This is a genomic window from Arsenophonus endosymbiont of Crataerina pallida, assembly GCF_964020125.1.
GTDB classification, from domain to species: domain Bacteria; phylum Pseudomonadota; class Gammaproteobacteria; order Enterobacterales; family Enterobacteriaceae; genus Arsenophonus; species Arsenophonus nilaparvatae.
In genome coordinates, this window is record NZ_OZ026540.1 from 2,864,179 (window position 1) to 2,882,253 (window position 18,075).

Sequence of the window (18,075 nt, forward strand, 5' to 3'; positions counted from 1 at the left end):
AAATTGGCTGAGTACAGCGGAATCAGGGCAAATTATAGCGCAGTTCTATTTTGATAAAATTGAAATAATGCGTTATAGACAGGAAGTTTATCCTCGCTGGTATCATCAGCAGTTTGGTATTTAGAGATTTCTCAAGTAAAATAAACGGCTTATTTTTATGGGTATTTAATAAGACAATGATAATGAATGATAAAGATCTTTCTACATGGCAAACATTTCGCCGACTATGGCCTATGATTTTGCCATTTAAACTGGGATTAAGTGTAGCTGCTGTTGCGTTAATTATTAACGCTGCCGGCGATGCATTCATGATCTCCTTATTAAAACCTTTGCTTGATGAAGGTTTCGGTAAAGCTGATAACAGCACATTAAAATGGTTACCCATTGCCATATTGGGGCTAATGCTGATAAGAGGGATATCGAGTTTTATCTCCAATTATTGTATTGCCTGGGTTTCTGGTAAAGTTGTAATGAATATGCGTAGGAGTTTGTTTGGCCATATGATGGGGATGCCGGTTTCTTTTTTTGATCAGCAGTCGACAGGAACTTTACTTTCTCGCATAACATATGATTCTGAGCAAGTCGCTTCATCTTCCTCTAGCGCTTTAATCACTATTGTTCGAGAAAGCGCTTACATTATCGGTCTGTTTGGGCTGATGTTTTATTACAGTTGGCATCTTTCACTAATATTAATTGTTATTGCTCCTATTGTTGCGTTAACCATTCGCTTGGTTTCTAAACACTTTAGGAATATTAGTAAAAGTATGCAAACTGGCATGGGACAAGTAACTGCTAGTGCGGAACAGATGTTAAAAGGCCATAAGGAAGTTTTGATTTTTGGTGGGCAAAAAGTTGAAACTGAGCGTTTTAGCAAAGTGAGTAATCATATGCGTCGGCAAACGATGAAAATGGTGACGGCATCTTCTATCTCTGATCCTATTATCCAACTGATAGCCTCTCTAGCATTAGCATTCACGCTTTATATCGCGAGTTTTCCTGAAGTTATGCAAACATTGACAGCAGGCACTATCGGTGTGGTTTTTTCATCCATGTTTGCATTAATGCGCCCATTAAAGTCATTAACAAATGTTAATGCACAATTTCAAAGAGGTATGGCCGCATGCCAGACATTGTTTACCATTTTAGATATGGAGCAGGAAAAAGACGAGGGTAAATTAACCTTAAAAAAAGCGAAAGGTGAAATAGAGTTTAAACATGTTACCTTTAAGTATGCAACAAAAGAGCATCCTGCATTACATGATATCTGTTTTAAAATACCGGCAGGAAAATCCATTGCCTTAGTCGGACGATCAGGTTCAGGAAAATCGACTATTGCGAATCTAATTACCCGCTTTTATGAGGTTAATGAAGGTCAAATACTGCTTGATGATCATGATTTACGTGAATACACTTTAAGCTCTCTACGCAGTCAAGTCGCACTCGTTTCTCAACATATCTATCTTTTTAACGATACTATTGCCAATAATATTGCTTACGCAACCGATGGTCGTTTCAGTCGAAAAGCGATCGAAAAAGCCGCTAAGATGGCTTATGCAATGGACTTTATTCAAAAACTGGATAATGGACTAGATACCGTTATTGGTGAAAATGGTGTAATGCTTTCTGGTGGGCAGCGGCAACGAATTGCGATTGCGCGTGCTTTATTACATAACTCATCTATATTAATTCTTGATGAAGCTACATCTGCACTTGATACTGAGTCAGAGAGAGCGATTCAGGCAGCATTGGACGAATTACAGAAAAATCGGACTTCGATTATTATTGCCCATCGTCTTTCGACAATAGAAAATGCAGATGAAATTTTAGTTATTCAGGATGGTAAAATTATTGAACGAGGTACCCATCAAACTCTTCTTAAGTGCGATGGGGCATATGCTCAACTTTATAGCATGCAATTTAAACAATGATTGATAAAATATGGTTAGGTGGTTCGTGGCTATATCTTTTGCTACTACCGTTGTCGATATTATATGGCATGATTATTGGATTAAGACGCCTTGGCTATCATTTGGCAATTTTCTCTAGTTGGAAAGCGCCGATACCTATTATCGTTGTAGGTAATTTGACTGTCGGCGGTAATGGTAAAACGCCGGTTGTTATTTGGTTAGTTGAGCAGCTTTTATCACGGGGTTATCGTGTTGGTGTTGTATCCCGTGGATATGGCGGTAAAGCAACTTCTTATCCGCTATTAGTTAATGAAAGTATATCAATAAAAGAAACCGGCGATGAACCTGCGTTAATTTATCGACGAACTGGTGTGCCAGTGGCAGTTGCCCCTAAACGAGTAGACGCAGTTAAGATGCTACTAAAGCAACAAAAACTGGATGTTATTATTGCTGATGATGGTCTTCAGCATTACGCACTACAAAGGGATTTTGAGATCGTTGTTATCGACGGTATCCGTCGTTTTGGCAATGGTTGGTTGCTGCCTGCTGGTCCATTACGAGAATGTCAATATCGTTTGAATACCGTTAATGCTGTTATTACTAATGGTGGTATCGCTAAGTATGGGGAGATTGCCATGCAGTTAACAGGCGATATTGCTATCAATATGTTGACCGGTGAAAAACGCTCAGTCTGTGAGTTGGAGCAAGTTGTTGCCATTGCAGGAATTGGGCACCCAGCACGTTTTTTTTCAAGTCTTGAACAAAAAGGAGTGCCATTAATTGCAACACACGCTTTCGCTGATCACCAGTGTTATGAGTTTTCTAAACTAACAACCTTAGTGACTGAACATCAAACATTATTAATGACTGAAAAGGACGCAGTGAAATGTTTTCATTTTGCTCAATTAAATTGGTGGTATCTGCCAGTAAATGCCCAACTTGCACAGCCTGGTGCAGGGAAAACCCTTTCCGCCATTAGTGAATTGGTCAAGTCTGGTAAAAATGCTTGAAATAATAACATTATCATGTTATCTATAAGTGGAATCTAGTTAGGAATGTAGTGACTTCATTTCAATTATACCACGCCAGCTATTATTTCATTAATAAAAAATCCTTTAATTTTATTTAGTATCAAATCTGATTGATAAACTCTAGTAATGAATAATTTGGCATGTGTTATGTTGTTTGATGTTTAAACAGATCCTAAATAGCAACAGACACTACTGAGTTGGTGTTTTTTTAATATAATAATACTACTCTGACATTAAGGGTATTTGGTGAAAGAAAAAATGGGGTTTCTATCGAAAGCTTAATAAAAGAGTAGGGAGCACTAGGAGAAAATGAAATTTTGTCACCTAGTGAACAAAAGGAGTTTTATTATGACATTACAATTACAAATGGGTCGCGTAAAATGGTTTGATGTAAAAGAAGGCTATGGATTTATCTCCCCAGTGAATGGTGGTCAAGATATCTATGTTAATCGTCAAGCTATTGCGAACACTAAAAATAAATGGCTTAAAGAAGGCCAGTGTGTTGAATTTTCAGTTACGCGTAACGCTTATGGCATTGCTGCCGCTGATGTTATCGCTTATGAATTTTAACCTAATGTTAGCTGCCAATTTGTCAGATTACTGACAAATACACATTAAAGCAGATATTAAAGTTAACGGTGATGCATGCTTATGCTATTCTGGTTTCATCTTAAATTACGTTTTTGATGAGGAATATATGGATCACCGTCTACTTGATATCATTGCTTGTCCTATTTGTCATGGCAAACTAGTCTATGATAAACAAAATTTAGAGCTTATCTGTAAATTTGATCATCTTGCTTATCCTGTGCGTAATAACATACCGGTATTATTAAAAGAAGAAGCTCGTGAGTTGCCTTTAGATGAAGAAAAGTAACATGTTTACAGTCATTATTCCGGCGCGTTTTGCTTCTAATCGCTTACCGGGCAAGCCGTTAGCTGATATTCATGGCAAACCTATGATTATTAGAGTAATGGAAAGAGCGCTAATGTCAGATGCGACGCGAGTTATTGTGGCGACTGATCATCAGGCCGTATTTGATGTGGTGCAAGCGGCCAATGGAGAGGTTTGCATGACCGACGTTGACCACCAATCAGGCACTGAAAGATTAGCAGAAGTTATTGAAAAATATAAATTCTCTGACGATGAAATTATTATCAATGTACAAGGTGACGAACCTTTAATCCCACCAGAAATAATTAATCAATTAGCTAGTAATCTGATGCTAAATAACGTCGGCATGGCAACATTAGCGGCACCGATAAACGATCCACAGGAAGTATTTGATCCGGCTATTGTAAAAGTTGTGACGGATAAACAGAGCAATGCCTTATATTTTTCCAGAGCGGCTATTCCCTGGGAACGTGATCGCTTTGCCGTTAGCAAAATGGAAATTGGCCAGCATTTTTTGCGTCATATCGGTATTTATGCTTATCGGGCCGGTTTTATTCGTCGTTATATCCAATGGTCGATAAGTCCGTTAGAGACGATAGAAATGCTTGAGCAGCTACGTGTACTGTGGTACGGCGAAAAAATTCATGTAGCCCTGGCAGTTAAAACACTAGGGCCTGGGGTTGATAATCAGCAGGATCTCGATGCTGTTCGGAAAGCATTTTTCCTTAGTTAAAATTATTCTGATGTCACCAATTATAAAAAGCTATCTATTCCACTACATTGGAACTGAGCATTAGAGGTTGGGTATTGTCAATTTTTATTGACTGCCATATTGAGCCAATAAATTCATACCAAGCGCGTTCTGAGTGGGAAAAAAAGTAAATCGATGGGAAAAATTTTTCCCAGGGTTGTAATGGTGAGGTAATGGCAAGTTGATTGGCGGGTGCTGTAATGGGATGCATATTTCTAGCTATAAAGAAACGTTCAGCGCGTGCCATATGGTTAGCTGAAGTCACCAATAGAAAAGGTTGCTGGCCAACGATTTTTTCTACTTCGAAGGCTTCTTCTTGGGTATCTCTGGGGGTGCTTAAGGTAATTATGGCTGTTTCTGGTACCCCTAACGATAGTGCGACTTTTGCTGCCACTTCAGCATTACTGATTAAATTGTTACCGCGCCCGCCAGTAAAAATTAATTTAGCCCTTGGATATTGAGAATAAAGGCGAATTCCTTCCGTCACTCTAGCCAGGCTATTATTAATAAGGTTAGCACTTGGCGGCCAATCAGGGTTGTAAGTAAATCCCCCTCCAAGTACAACGATATATTGGATGTTTTCTTCTTTAGGATGCAAAAGTTCATAGCGTTTGTTAAACACACCTTCTGACGATAGTAGTAATTTATCAGCGACAGGTTGTAGACTTAGTAACAAAATAGTTAACCAACTAAAAGAGACTAAACATTTGCCACTTTTTTGCCAATGAGTGAACCAAAGTAGTAATAATCCGATAAAGCTAATTAAAATAAGGAGAGGTAATGGCATTAAAAGCGCACTAATGTATTTTTTTAATGTAAACAGCATGTTTCAATCCTAGTTAATCAATTTATCGAGTATAGTATAATTTAATCATATAGATAATAGTTAATAAATTGTTAATATGAAAATCATTTTCAATGAAAATATTATTGTTTTTTATTAACAATATTTAGGTTGAATAGATATTTTTATCGTCAATGGCGATTAAGTTTTATAATAGTGGTTATCGGGGTATTTTTTCATGGTAGATCGCAATTTTGATGATATTGCAGATAAGTTTACACAAAATATTTATGGTACAACCAAGGGAAAAATACGCGAAGCTGTTATTTGGCAGGATCTTAACTCTTTGCTTGATTTATTACCCAATAAGCCGTTAAAAATATTAGACGCGGGTGGGGGAGAAGGTTTTTTTGCAAGCAAGCTAGCTGCGATGGGGCATCAAGTTATTGTTTGTGACATTTCGGCAACAATGCTTGAACGCGCCAAATTATTGGCTAAAGAAAAAAAAGTAATCCATAACATGCAATTCATTCACTCTTCCGTTCAAAATATTACGCAATATTTAACAGAAATGGGAGCAGTTGATTTAGTATTGTTTCATGCAGTTATTGAATGGATCATTGAACAAAAATCTGCAATAAAAACTCTAGCAGATATAATTAACCCGGGTGGCGCATTTTCTATCATGTTTTATAATGCGAATGGGTTGGTGATGAGAAATGCTGTATTAGGTAACTTCCATTTAGCGACACCTAATATTCAGCGACGCCGCAAACGTTCACTTACCCCTCTAAATCCGTTATTACCAGAAACAGTATATCAATGGCTGGCAGAATTTGATTTTAGAATAGTTGGTAAAACAGGTGTACGGGTTTTTCATGATTATCTACAAAGCCGTCAGTTACAAAATAAAGATTTTCCGGCGTTGCTTGCTTTGGAGCAGCGTTATTGTCGACAACAACCCTATATTGATCTGGGGCGCTATATTCATGTTATGGCATGCAAGTCTATGTGAAAGGATGAATTATGGGTGAATTTTCCCAGACTGTTCCGGAATTGGTATCCTGGTCGCGGAAAAATGATTTTTCAATCTCATTACCTGCTGAGCGTCTAGCCTTTTTATTGGCTGTTGCTGTTCTTAATAGTGAGCGGCTCGATGGCGAAATGAGTGAAGGTGAATTAATTGATGCTTTTCGTGAAGTCAGTAAAGGATTCGAGCAGACCGCAGAAACGGTTACTGCCAGAGCTAATAATGCCATTAATGATATGGTAAGGCAGAAATTATTTAATCGTTTTTCAAGTGAAATCATTGAAAACAATGCAATTTACCGTTTAACGCCACTTGGTATAGGCATCAGTGATTATTATATTCGCCAGCGGGAATTTTCTTCCCTACGTTTATCTATGCAACTTTCGATAGTAGCTGGTGAATTAAGTCGAGCAGCAAATGCCTCAGAAGAAGGGGGAGATGAATTTCATTGGCATCGCCATGTCTTTGCACCATTAAAATATTCGGTGGCAGAAATTTTTGACAGTATTGATATGTCACAGCGTGTGATGGATGAACAGCAAAATAGTGTAAAGGAAGACATCTCCGCATTACTCAGTCAGGATTGGCAGGCAGCGATTGCCAATTGTGAACAACTTTTAACGGAAACTTCCAGCACATTACGTGAATTACAAGATACGCTAGAAGCGGCTGGTGATAAATTACAGACTAATTTGTTACGTATCCAAGAGGCCAATATGAATGGAGGTGGTTCAGAATTGGTTGATAAGCTAGTATTTGATCTACAAAGTAAGCTTGATCGAATTATTAGCTGGGGGCAACAATCTATCGATCTCTGGATTGGCTATGATCGCCATGTGCACAAATTTATTCGTACTGCCATCGATATGGATAAAAATAGAATATTTTCGCAACGCCTGCGCCTCTCGGTGCAAAATTATTTTACCGATCCTTGGGCATTAACGGTAGCCAATGCCGAACGATTGTTTGATGTGCGTGATGAAGATCTGGTATTGAGTAATGAAGAAGTGACGGGTGAATTGCCAGCTGAACTGGAATATGAAGAATTTAATGAGATTAATGAACAACTGATTGAGATAATGGAGCAGGCATTGGCTGGTTATAAGAAAGATCAGCATCCATTGGATATTGGTTTAATATTACGTGATTACTTGACTAAATATCCACAGAAACGGCATTTTGATGTTGCGCGTATTATTGTCGATCAGGCAGTTAAGTTAGGTATAGCAGAAGCGGATTTCTCAGGTATCCATCCTGAATGGTTAGCGATTAATGATTACGGAGCCAAGGTACAGGCACATGTCATCGACAAATATTGAACAATTTATGCCAGTAAAATTGGCACAAGCTTTAGTCAGCTCCCTTTTCCCTGAATTGGATAGCCAGCTTCGAGCCGGGCGTCATATTGGCATTGATGATCTGGATAATCATGCCTTTTTGATGGATTTTGAACAGGAATTAACGGCTTTTTATGCTCGCTATAATGTTGAGCTGATCCGTGCGCCGGAAGGTTTTTTCTATTTACGGCCACGTTCGACCACATTAATTCCTCGCTCAGTTTTATCTGAATTAGATATGATGGTTGGCAAAATTCTTTGTTATCTTTATTTAAGCCCGGAAAGACTTTCGAATCAGGGTATTTTTACTGCGCAGGAACTGTTTGAAGAACTATTGTCACTAGCGGATGAAAGTAAGCTACTTAAGTTTGTTAATCAGCGCTCAACAGGGACGGATTTGGATAAACAAAAATTACAAGAAAAGCTACGCACTTCGCTTAATCGCCTACGCCGATTAGGCATGGTTCATTTTTTACAAAATGACAGTCACCGTTTTATGATCACCGAATCTGTCTTTCGTTTTGGTGCTGATGTGCGTAGTGGTGATGATCCACAGCAAGCCCAATTACGGATGATCCGTGATGGTGAAGCTATGTCGTTAAAAGATAACTTATTGTTAACAGATAACGAAAATAATGATAATGACAAAGATGAAGCGGAGGATGAATAGCTATGTTAGAACGAGGCAAGTTTCGCTCACTCACGCTCATCAACTGGAACGGCTTTTTTGCCAGAACCTTTGATTTGGATGAGTTAGTAACGACGTTATCTGGTGGCAATGGTGCCGGCAAATCGACCACCATGGCAGCATTTATTACTGCTATGATCCCTGATTTAACCTTGTTGCATTTTCGTAACACCACCGAAGCGGGTGCAACCTCGGCATCGCGCGATAAAGGGCTGCATGGAAAATTACGCCCAGGGGTTTGTTATTCGATTTTGGACGTCATTAATTCTCGCCATCAGCGTATTTTAGTGGGGGTTCGCTTACAACAAATTGCGGGACGTGATAAAAAAGTTGATATAAAACCTTTCATAATCGAAAGGTTACCAACGGCAATTTTACCGACTCATATTTTGACTGAGCAAGTAGAAGAACGTCAAGCGCGGGTAATTAGTTTAAATGATTTAAAAGATCAAATGGATGCGATTGAAGGTGTACAGTTTAAACAATTTAATTCAATCACTGATTACCACGCCCAGCTATTTGAGCTGGGTATTATTCCAAAACGATTGAGATCATCGAGTGACAGGAGCAAATTTTATCGCTTAATTGAAGCTTCTTTATATGGTGGAATTTCCAGCGCTATTACGCGTTCATTACGTGATTATCTGTTGCCGGAAAATAGTGGTGTTCGCAAAGCCTTTCAGGATATGGAAGCGGCTTTGCGTGAAAATAGGTTAACTCTTGAAGCGATCCGCGTCACTCAATCTGATCGTGACTTATTTAGACGTTTAATCAATGAAGCAACGGATTACGTTTCAGCTGATTATATGCGGCATGCTAATGAACGCCGGGTTCATCTAGATAGTGCACTTGCTGTTCGAGCGGAATTATTTGACGGCCGTAAACAACTGATAGCTGCCCAGACCCGTCATGTTGAAATGGTACGTGAACTGGATGAACAAAATGGTTCTTCATTAGATTTAGAAGCTGATTTTCAGGCAGCAAGTGACCATCTGGGGTTAGTGCAAGCCGCGGTACGTCAGCAGGAAAAAATTGATCGCTATCAGACCGACATTGAAGAGATAACTTATCGTCTAGAAGAGCAGAGTGAAGTTGTTGAGCAAGCATTAGAGCAACAAAGTGAGCTTGAAGCCAAAGTTGAGGCGGCTGAATTAGAAGTTGATGAGATAAAAAGTCAACTGGCTGATTATCAACAAGCGTTAGATGTTCAGCAAACGCGTGCAATTCAATATCAAAAAGCCCAGCAAGCGTTGGAAAGGGCAAAGAAAATTTGCCAATTACCTAAACTAACGCCAGATAATGTTGAGCAATTTTTAACTAGTTTTGAGCAAAAAGAGCAACAGAATACCGAAAAATTACTTGCTCTGGAGCAGAAAATCAGTGTTATTGATGCGGCGACTAACCAATTTGACCAAGCTTATAGCTTAGTTAACGATATCGGCGGTGAGGTAAAACGGGATAAGGCTTATCAAAAAGCACGTGAATTATTGCGCGACTGGGCTTCACAACAACATCTTGCCCAACGCATTAAGCCGCTACAGATGCAATTAGCTGAGCTGGAGCAAAAACTTAATAGTCAGCAAGATGCCCAACGCATTTTAGCCGAGTTTTGTCAATATTCTGAACAGCAATATCAGCCAGATGAGTTAACGACACTACTGGAAGAATTAGAAGCTCAGCAAGAGGAGCTGAGTATTTCTGTTAGTGAAAGTAGTGAGCATCGCATGTTAATGCGTCAAGAGCTTGAGCAGATCAAACAAAAAATTCAAACCCTAACCAAAAAAGCACCTACTTGGCTGGCAGCACAAGATGCCCTTAATCAATTAACTGTGCAGGCTAATGATAATTTTAGCCATAGTCATGAAATTACCGAGCATCTACAGCAATTGTTGGAACAAGAACGTGAAATCACCGTTGAACGTGATGAAGTCGCCAGTCAAAAGCGTGAATTGGAGCAACAAATAGCTCATCTTAGTCAACCGAGCGGCGCTGACGATAACCGCTTACTTGGCCTAGCTGAACGGCTTGGTGGTGTTTTGTTATCTGAAATTTATGATGACATTACTATTGATGATGCGCCTTATTTTTCAGCGCTCTATGGTCCAGCAAGACATGGTATTATTATTCCTGAGCTAGCAAAAATTCACTCACAGCTTGGTGAATTGATAGCCGAATGTCCTGATGATGTCTATTTTATTGAAGGCGATCCGCAATCTTTTGATGATAGCGTGTTTAATGCAGAAGAATTTGACCAGGCAGTATTAGTACGATCGTCAGAGCGTCAATGGCGTTTTTCTCGTTACCCTGAAGTCCCCCTATTTGGTCGGGCAGCGCGTGAAAATCAGCTGGAGATGTTGAGCCAAGAGAGAGATACCCTAGCTGAGCGTTATGCGACTCTCTCATTTGATATGCAAAAATTACAACGCGCTCATCATGCATTTAGTGGTTTTATTGGTAAACATCTGGCGGTGGTTTTTGACGCCGATCCAGAGGCTGAAATTCGTTCTTTAAATCAACGTAAAAAAGAGCTTGAGCGCCAATTAGCTCAATTTGAAGCACAAACACAACAACAAAAACAGCAATATACTGCGACCAAAGAACGTTTGTCGAGTTTAAACCGATTGTTGCCAAAAGTTAATTTGCTAATGGATGAAACGCTAGTCTCTCGGATTGAAGAAATCCGTGAAGCATTGGCAGAGGCAGAAGAAGCGGGGCACTTTTTGCATAAGCATGCAAAATCGTTAGCAAAATTAGAGCCAATAGCCAACGTCCTACAAAGTGATCCTGAGCAGCATGAGCAATTACGTCATGAATATGAACAGGTCAAACAGTTGCAACAACAATCTAAACAGCAATCTTTTGCTTTAATTGAAGTTGCTCAACGTCGTGCTCATTTTAGTTATCACGACTCGACGGAGATGCTGTCAGAAAATACCGATTTAAATAATAAACTCCGCAAGCGTCTGGAACAGGCTGAAAAAGAGCGTAGTCAGGCACGTGAACAGTTAAGGCAACAACAAACTAAAACGGCGCAATTTAACCAACTATTAGCTTCACTGCGTAGCTCTTATAAAACTAAGCAGGATATGCTAAGAGAATTAGAAGCTGAAATAAAAGCAATTGGCGTTCAAGCAGATAGCAATGCTGAAAAACGGGCACGCGAACGCCGAGACCAACTTTATGAAGCTGTAAATGCTAATCGCTCGCGCATTAACCAATTGGAAAAACAGATCGCATTTTGTGAAGCTGAAATGGACAATTGGCAGAAAAAATTACGTAAATTAGAGCGGGATTATTACCAACTTCGCGAGCAGGTGGTATCCGGTAAATCTGGTTGGTGTGCTGTAATGCATATGGTCAGAGAAAGCGGTGTCGAGCGTCGTTTACATCGGCGTGAATTAGCTTATATGGATGGCGATAGTTTACGTTCGATGTCAGATAAAGCGCTAGGTGCACTTAGACAAGCGGTAGCGGATAATGAACATTTACGCGATGTATTACGTGCCTCTGAAGATCTTAAACGACCAGAGCGCAAAGTAGCGTTCTTTATTGCGGTTTATCAACATTTACGTGAACGTATTCGACAAGACATTATTTGTACTGATGATCCGGTTGATGCCATTGAACAAATGGAAATTGAATTAGCGCGTTTGACAGAAGAATTGACGGCCCGTGAACAAAAATTGGCCATTAGTGCAAAGAGTGTGGCAAATATTATCCGTAAAACGATCCATCGTGAGCAAAATCGCATCCGCCTGCTTAACCAAGGGCTACAGTCCGTTGCTTTTGGACAGGTAAAAGGGGTTCGGCTTAATGTTAATATTCGACAAAGTCATGAATTACTGCTTGATGTGTTATCAGAAGAGCACGAACATCATCAGGATCTGTTTAAAAATAAAAGTCTGACATTCTCTGAAGCGATGGCAAAGCTTTATCAACGTTTAAACCCTCAGCTAGATATTGGCCAGCGCCTGCCCCAAACAATTGGTGAAGAATTGCTCGATTATCGTAATTATCTAGAACTGGATGTTGAAGTTAATCGTGGTTCGGATGGGTGGCTCAAAGCTGAAAGTGGCGCGCTGTCGACGGGAGAAGCAATTGGTACAGGCATGTCAATTTTGGTGATGGTGGTACAGAGTTGGGAAGAAGAGTCACAACGATTACGAGGTAAAGATATTTTACCTTGTAGGTTCTTATTCCTGGATGAAGCGGCTCGATTGGATGCTAAATCGATTGCAACATTATTTGAACTTTGTGAACGATTAAAAATGCAATTAATTATTGCTGCGCCTGAAAATATCAGTCCGGAAAAAGGGACGACTTATAAGCTGGTACGTAAGGTATTTGGCCAACAGGAGCATGTTCATGTCGTTGGTTTGAAAGGTTTTGGACAAGAAGATAAACAGTTAAAAATATCTTCTGCTGTCACTTAATTTCAAGTAGTAAAAATTTATTTTTATATTTTAACAACCGCTATTTCTTGATAGCGGTTTTTTTATTACAGCTATGTTTTAAAAGTAAATTAAGTATTGCAATTGAAAATAAAGTGATCGAAGATTATATTTTAAATAGTAGGTTAGTAATTTAATTTTTAATAAGTATTAAATCTAAAATTTATGGGATTTTATTTTAAATGAAAATTTATTTTATCAGTGCAGGTTATAAATTAATTTATAAATATGATTATTTTTAAATAAAAAATTATTTAAATTTGTATCAAATAAACCACAACAGATTAGTTAATTTTAACCTTCTAAAGATAAATTTTTTACTCTGGTATTAAAACAATAAAAATGAATTATAAAGGTGGTATTATGGCGAATAAACGAGTCAACACTCTGCGTGCTTCATTGATAGGCTGTGTAATATTGACAGTAACACCAGTGTGTGCACAGCTCGCGCAAATAAACACAACCACAAATATCCAAGTTCCTTTAACCAATTTGGTTTCTGAGCAGAAAAATGTAACTGCTGAAGAGATACAAAAAAGTCGTCAGCAGCTGCAAGGCTTCTTATCACCAGGTACTAATTTAGTATATACCGACAGATTAGCTAAGCTCTATGCTGAAAATAATATGCAACCATTGTGGGATGATGAAACAGCGGTATTAGAATTTAAGCAGCAGTTAGCAGAATTAGCGTTGGCCGGTTTTCAGCCTCAGTTTGGTAAATGGCTATCCCTATTAGTAAAAAATAAACAACTCAATCAGATGGAACGAGATATTATTTTGTCAGATGCTATGTTGGGTTATTTATATTTTATATGTAATGTAAAATTTAATGGTAAAGATTGGTTATATCAAAAAACGCCTTATCAACTTCGTGAGCCGACGGTTGGGGCCGTTTCTCAGTGGCAAACTGCGGTTAATTCTAAACAATTAGCCAGTTGGCTGAAAACATTAGCGCCACAACACGCCTCGTACCTACCGATGAGAACGAAGATGTTGGCTTATTTATCAGATCAACAAATATGGCCTAAAATAAATACGGCTAGTCTATTAAAGCCAGGCCAAGCAAGCAATGATCTGGTTTCCTTAAGTGAAATTTTGACTCGCAATGGATTGTTATCGCAGGATCCACTTACCGATCAAAATAGACGTCGTTATGATGGATTATTAGTTGATGCGGTTAAACAATTTCAGCGAATGTATGGACTAGAACCGGATGGTATTATTGGTAACGCAACATTAAAATGGTTAAATACTTCACCTACCGATCGGGCTGGTTTATTGGCGATTAATATCCAACGCTTAAGAATTATTCCCAATGAAAGCGGTTCTGGTATGTTAGTTAATATTCCGGCTTATACATTACATTTTTACTCAAATAATCAATTAATTATAGATTCTAAAGTGATTGTTGGGCGTCCTGATCGTAAAACCCCGATAATGAGTAGTGAACTTAATAGTGTTGTGATTAATCCACCCTGGAATGTTCCTGTTAGCATGGTGTGTAAAGATATCTTGCCTCAAGCCAGAAGAGATCCGGGTTATTTTGCTCGCCGAGGCTTTACGGTTTTATCCGGTTGGGAGCGTGATGCCTATCCTATTGATCCTTACTCAATTAACTGGAATGCCATCTCATCTTCATCCTTCCCCTATCGTGTACGCCAGGCACCAGGGCCATCCAATGCCCTTGGCCGTTATAAATTCAACATGCCAAGCTCTGATGCAATTTACTTACATGATACCCCTAACCATAGTTTGTTTAATCGGCAAAATCGTTCAATTAGCTCCGGTTGTGTGCGAGTAAATAAGGCATCAGTGTTAGCATCAATTTTACTGGCGCGAGCTAGTTGGGATCAACAGCGTATTGACGGTGCGCTTCAGCTAGGTGACACTCGTTATATTAATATTCCAGGCGGGATACCCATTTATCTTTATTACCAAACCGCCTGGGTTGATAACAAAAATGTTGCCAATTTTCGGGATGATATTTATGGCTATGACAATGTCATTTATGGGGCGATGAATTATTTAAATGAAATAAGAGCCACGCTTAACTAATGGATAAAAATGATATAAAAGGGGGCAAAAGCCTCTTTTATATTAAATTTCAATCATGTGTTATTTTCTAATTTATTTAGTATAGATGCATAAATATCGTTTTTAGCGATAAATTATGCTTTTTGCAAAATAACTGACTAAACTCAGGCGTTAACAAAATTTTGATTGATAATGGGGTTATTTTGTGCGTAATAAGTATAAATATTGAGCGATTTGATATAGTTATTGCAAAAATAGATTATAATAATGTTATATTTAATCATAATTAACATGTATTAAATGTGATATTATATAAAGTTACATTTATGTTTTTTACATAATTATACAAAAGTAGTAGAATAAATTCGGTATAATTATTGTACACGTTGGTTATTTTTTATTTTTATTTGAGTTAAGTGGCTATGGACAATATTGATCAAAATCGACGAAAATGGTTAGGTTATGGAGCGATAACATTGGGTTTTAGCTTATTACCTAGGCATGCCTTTGCGGCATTAACAACCCCGCGACCCAAAATTCTTCGCTTTGAAAATCTTCATACCGGTGAGTTTCTTAAGACTGAGTTTTTTGATGGTCGTCGTTATAATAACGCTGAATTGACCCGCTTGAATCACTTATTCCGTGATCATCGTAATAATAAAATTAAAATTATTGATCCGAAATTATTTGATCAGATTTATTTGTTGCAAGTACTAATGGGAACCAATAAACCTGTTCAACTAGTTTCTGGCTATCGCTCAGTCGAAACCAATAATGCACTTCGACGTAAAAGTAGTGGGGTTGCTAAAAACAGCTATCATACCCATGGCCGAGCAATGGATTTTCATATCCAAGGGGTCGAACTTAACCATATTCGCAAAGCAGCATTAAAAATGCGAGCAGGCGGAGTAGGCTATTATCCTAATAGTAATTTTGTCCATATTGATACAGGACCGGTCAGAAAATGGTGTCACCTAGCTGAAGCGCACCGTCAATACGCTGTTGATCCCAACTAGCTCGCGCCAGTAAAATTGATGCTAACACTGATGCCTTATTTACTCGCACACAACCGGAGCTAATTGAACGATTTTGCCGATTAAACAAACTATGGTTAGGGGTAGTAAGCTATTAGATTATTAAATAAATTTTTATTTAAATAATGGACTTACTACCATATGAAATTTGATATTATTCCTGTAACCGATTTTAAGCAGAATTGTACGCTAATTTGGGATGAAAAGAGCTTGGATGCCGTTATTGTTGATCCGGGTGGTGAAGTAGCAAAATTAATTGCAGAAATTACAAAGCGTTCATTAAATTTACAGTATATCTTATTAACCCATGGTCATTTTGATCATGTTGGTGGCTGTGCTGAGTTAGCAGCGCATTTCTCGGTGCCAATTTATGGTCCGCAAAAAGAAGATGAGTTTTTGATCAAGGGATTGGCAATTCAAAGCCAAATGTTTGGTGTTGCGCAATGTCCGGACTTTACGCCAGATCGCTACTTGCAAGAGGGTGATGAAATTACTTTTGCTGACATTAAACTGGCTGTTCTACATTGCCCAGGCCATACGCCTGGACATATTATCTTTGTTAATCATGCAGATAAGCTAATTTCTATGGGAGATGTACTTTTCCAGGGTGGTGTTGGCCGCACTGATTTCCCTAAAGGTGATCATGCAACATTAATCCACTCAATAAAAACAAAAATTTTGCCCCTTGGTGGTGATTATCAATTTATTCCTGGCCATGGGCCAATGTCTAATTTGGCGGCTGAACGGCAATTTAATCCCTTCTTACAAGGCTAGTTTTATTCAGTTACCACAATTTCGCCGTTAGGCTTTTAATAATGAAAACCGATTAGGGTATTGGCCTAATCGGTAACTATCTGAATTAACAGTCTGTTTCTTTATAATACGTCAATGATAGCTTTGCATAAAGGAACCATATTCTCTAACGTTAAGCCAGCGACGTTAATACGACCTGAACTAATTGCATAGATAGCATGTTTTTCACGTAGCTGAGTTACTTGTTCTTCATTAAGACCACTAAAAGAGAACATACCGTTTTGTTTACTAATAAAACTAAAATCTTGCTTAACGCCTTTTTCTTGTAATGTATTGACAAATAGCTGTCGCATACGTTGGATGCGCTGCCGCATGGTTGTCAGCTCTTCGATCCACTCTTTCTTTAATAATTCATCGGATAAAATCGTGGTAACAATGGCTGCACCGTGGGCTGGGGGATTAGAATAGTTTGCTCGGATAATCGATTTTATTTGACTAAACGCTCGCTCTGCTTGATCACTATTATTGGCAACAATTGTACAGGCACCAACTCGTTCATTATATAAGCCAAAATTTTTCGAGTAGGAACTGGCAATAATGATTTCAGGGTTTTTGTTGGTAAAAATACGTAAACCTTGCGCATCTTCGTCCAGGCCTTTAGCAAAACCTTGGTAGGCAAAATCAAAAACCGGTAATAAGTTTTTTTCAGCTGCCAGAGTAGACAAAATTTCCCATTGTTCTGGTGTTGGGTCGATACCGGTCGGGTTATGACAGCAACCATGTAGCAATAATACATCACCTGGTTTTGCATCTTCTAAGCTACTTAACATGCCAGCAAAATCCAGATTATGCTTTTCAGCATCATAGTAATTGTAATGACAACATGTCAGGCCAGCCGCTTTAAATACATTCTGGTGATTTGGCCAGGTTGGTTGGCTGATCCAGACGCGTTGGGCAGAGGTTTGTTTAGCAATAAATTCAGCAGCAATACGCAATGCACCGGTGCCGCCTGGCGCCTGTGAAGTGCGGGCACGATTTTCGGCGATTATTGGATGGTTGTTGCCAAACAGTAAGGTTTGAGTAACGGTGGCAAATTCGGCTATCCCGCTGATAGCAAGATAATTTTTAGTCACTTCGTTGTCTAACAGATATTTTTCTGCTTTTTTGACGGAAGAAAGAATGCGGGTTTTCCCTGACTCATCTTTGTAAACACCAATACCTAAATTGATTTTTTGTTTACGCGGATCAGCATTAAAACTCTCTGCTAAACCTAAAATAGGATCCGCAGGAGCAGCAATAATATTTTTCAACATATTTATAATTCCAATGACTCAATTGTGATTTGGTGATCGAGGGATCTCAGGTTAACGCGATGAAAAT

At 38.7% G+C, this 18,075-nt stretch carries 14 protein-coding genes and 1 pseudogene; 12 read left to right on the plus strand and 3 right to left on the minus strand.

The genetic code is table 11. From position 1 onward, the window contains the following. Positions 1–179 precede the first annotated feature (179 nt). From msbA to kdsB, 5 genes are all read left to right on the plus strand, one after another. Positions 180–1,928: a lipid A ABC transporter ATP-binding protein/permease MsbA gene (msbA, locus tag AACL31_RS15280; protein WP_310511207.1), complete on the plus strand. Its 1,749-nt coding sequence runs from the start codon at positions 180–182 to the stop codon at positions 1,926–1,928. Continuing rightward, positions 1,925–2,917 (plus strand): tetraacyldisaccharide 4'-kinase, encoded by a 993-nt coding sequence (gene lpxK, locus AACL31_RS15285; protein WP_310511167.1) that lies wholly within the window; start codon positions 1,925–1,927, stop codon positions 2,915–2,917. Before msbA ends, lpxK begins: the two co-directional genes overlap by 4 nt. 369 nt (positions 2,918–3,286) lie before the next feature. Then, entirely contained in the window at positions 3,287–3,508 is a 222-nt protein-coding gene (locus AACL31_RS15290; RefSeq protein ID WP_310511166.1) for a cold shock domain-containing protein, read from the plus strand. A gap of 127 nt (positions 3,509–3,635) precedes the next feature. After that, positions 3,636–3,815 (plus strand): Trm112 family protein, encoded by a 180-nt coding sequence (locus tag AACL31_RS15295; RefSeq protein WP_032116333.1) that lies wholly within the window; start codon positions 3,636–3,638, stop codon positions 3,813–3,815. A 1-nt stretch (position 3,816) separates the two neighbouring features. Beyond that, complete coding sequence (kdsB, locus tag AACL31_RS15300; RefSeq protein ID WP_310511165.1) at positions 3,817–4,566, plus strand: 3-deoxy-manno-octulosonate cytidylyltransferase; 750 nt, start codon at positions 3,817–3,819, stop codon at positions 4,564–4,566. Positions 4,567–4,600: 34 nt separating this feature from the next. Here kdsB and elyC read toward each other — a convergent pair whose 3' ends face one another. Next, positions 4,601–5,410, minus strand: a complete 810-nt coding sequence (gene elyC / locus AACL31_RS15305; protein WP_310511164.1) for an envelope biogenesis factor ElyC — start codon at positions 5,408–5,410, stop codon at positions 4,601–4,603. 196 nt (positions 5,411–5,606) lie between these two features. Here elyC and cmoM point away from each other — a divergent pair, with 196 nt between their 5' ends. The 6 genes from cmoM (at position 5,607) to AACL31_RS15335 (ending at position 15,924) form a co-directional block, all read left to right on the plus strand. Next, positions 5,607–6,383 (plus strand): tRNA uridine 5-oxyacetic acid(34) methyltransferase CmoM, encoded by a 777-nt coding sequence (gene cmoM / locus AACL31_RS15310; RefSeq protein ID WP_310511163.1) that lies wholly within the window; start codon positions 5,607–5,609, stop codon positions 6,381–6,383. Between the two features lie 11 nt (positions 6,384–6,394). Continuing rightward, positions 6,395–7,717 carry a chromosome partition protein MukF gene (gene mukF / locus AACL31_RS15315; RefSeq protein WP_310511162.1) on the plus strand — a complete coding sequence of 441 codons (1,323 nt, stop codon included), beginning with the start codon at positions 6,395–6,397 and terminating at the stop codon, positions 7,715–7,717. Then, positions 7,698–8,405 carry a chromosome partition protein MukE gene (mukE, locus tag AACL31_RS15320; RefSeq protein WP_310511161.1) on the plus strand — a complete coding sequence of 236 codons (708 nt, stop codon included), beginning with the start codon at positions 7,698–7,700 and terminating at the stop codon, positions 8,403–8,405. The genes mukF and mukE overlap by 20 nt, the downstream gene beginning before the upstream one ends. A gap of 2 nt (positions 8,406–8,407) precedes the next feature. Further along, positions 8,408–12,856 carry a chromosome partition protein MukB gene (gene mukB, locus AACL31_RS15325; protein WP_339053324.1) on the plus strand — a complete coding sequence of 1,483 codons (4,449 nt, stop codon included), beginning with the start codon at positions 8,408–8,410 and terminating at the stop codon, positions 12,854–12,856. Between the two features lie 381 nt (positions 12,857–13,237). After that, on the plus strand, positions 13,238–14,929 hold the full coding sequence (gene ldtD / locus AACL31_RS15330) for a L,D-transpeptidase (RefSeq protein WP_339053325.1): 1,692 nt from the start codon (positions 13,238–13,240) through the stop codon (positions 14,927–14,929). A gap of 401 nt (positions 14,930–15,330) precedes the next feature. Then, positions 15,331–15,924 carry a YcbK family protein gene (locus tag AACL31_RS15335; RefSeq protein ID WP_310511158.1) on the plus strand — a complete coding sequence of 198 codons (594 nt, stop codon included), beginning with the start codon at positions 15,331–15,333 and terminating at the stop codon, positions 15,922–15,924. Here AACL31_RS15335 and AACL31_RS15340 read toward each other — a convergent pair. After that, positions 15,875–16,027, minus strand: a pseudogene (locus AACL31_RS15340) (hypothetical protein); the annotation flags it as partial. The gene AACL31_RS15335 and the pseudogene AACL31_RS15340 overlap by 50 nt on opposite strands. A 56-nt stretch (positions 16,028–16,083) precedes the next feature. Here AACL31_RS15340 and AACL31_RS15345 point away from each other — a divergent pair. Then, positions 16,084–16,716 carry an MBL fold metallo-hydrolase gene (locus tag AACL31_RS15345; RefSeq protein ID WP_339053326.1) on the plus strand — a complete coding sequence of 211 codons (633 nt, stop codon included), beginning with the start codon at positions 16,084–16,086 and terminating at the stop codon, positions 16,714–16,716. Between the two features lie 101 nt (positions 16,717–16,817). Here the strand turns inward: AACL31_RS15345 and AACL31_RS15350 are convergent, their stop codons facing one another. Further along, positions 16,818–18,008, minus strand: coding sequence for an amino acid aminotransferase (locus AACL31_RS15350; protein ID WP_310511156.1), 1,191 nt, complete (start codon positions 18,006–18,008; stop codon positions 16,818–16,820). Positions 18,009–18,075 lie beyond the last annotated feature (67 nt).

Bases quoted from the DNA above. Each gene is read 5' to 3' on its own strand.
- AACL31_RS15290 (WP_310511166.1), top strand. From the start codon at position 3,287: ATGACATTACAATTACAAATGGGTCGCGTAAAATGGTTTGATGTAAAA.
- cmoM (WP_310511163.1), top strand. From the start codon at position 5,607: ATGGTAGATCGCAATTTTGATGATATTGCAGATAAGTTTACACAAAAT.
- mukB (WP_339053324.1), top strand. From the start codon at position 8,408: ATGTTAGAACGAGGCAAGTTTCGCTCACTCACGCTCATCAACTGGAAC.
- ldtD (WP_339053325.1), top strand. From the start codon at position 13,238: ATGGCGAATAAACGAGTCAACACTCTGCGTGCTTCATTGATAGGCTGT.
- mukF (WP_310511162.1), top strand. From the start codon at position 6,395: ATGGGTGAATTTTCCCAGACTGTTCCGGAATTGGTATCCTGGTCGCGG.
- AACL31_RS15335 (WP_310511158.1), top strand. From the start codon at position 15,331: ATGGACAATATTGATCAAAATCGACGAAAATGGTTAGGTTATGGAGCG.
- AACL31_RS15295 (WP_032116333.1), top strand. From the start codon at position 3,636: ATGGATCACCGTCTACTTGATATCATTGCTTGTCCTATTTGTCATGGC.
- elyC (WP_310511164.1), bottom strand. From the start codon at position 5,410: ATGCTGTTTACATTAAAAAAATACATTAGTGCGCTTTTAATGCCATTA.
- mukE (WP_310511161.1), top strand. From the start codon at position 7,698: ATGTCATCGACAAATATTGAACAATTTATGCCAGTAAAATTGGCACAA.
- AACL31_RS15350 (WP_310511156.1), bottom strand. From the start codon at position 18,008: ATGTTGAAAAATATTATTGCTGCTCCTGCGGATCCTATTTTAGGTTTA.
- AACL31_RS15345 (WP_339053326.1), top strand. From the start codon at position 16,084: ATGAAATTTGATATTATTCCTGTAACCGATTTTAAGCAGAATTGTACG.
- kdsB (WP_310511165.1), top strand. From the start codon at position 3,817: ATGTTTACAGTCATTATTCCGGCGCGTTTTGCTTCTAATCGCTTACCG.
- lpxK (WP_310511167.1), top strand. From the start codon at position 1,925: ATGATTGATAAAATATGGTTAGGTGGTTCGTGGCTATATCTTTTGCTA.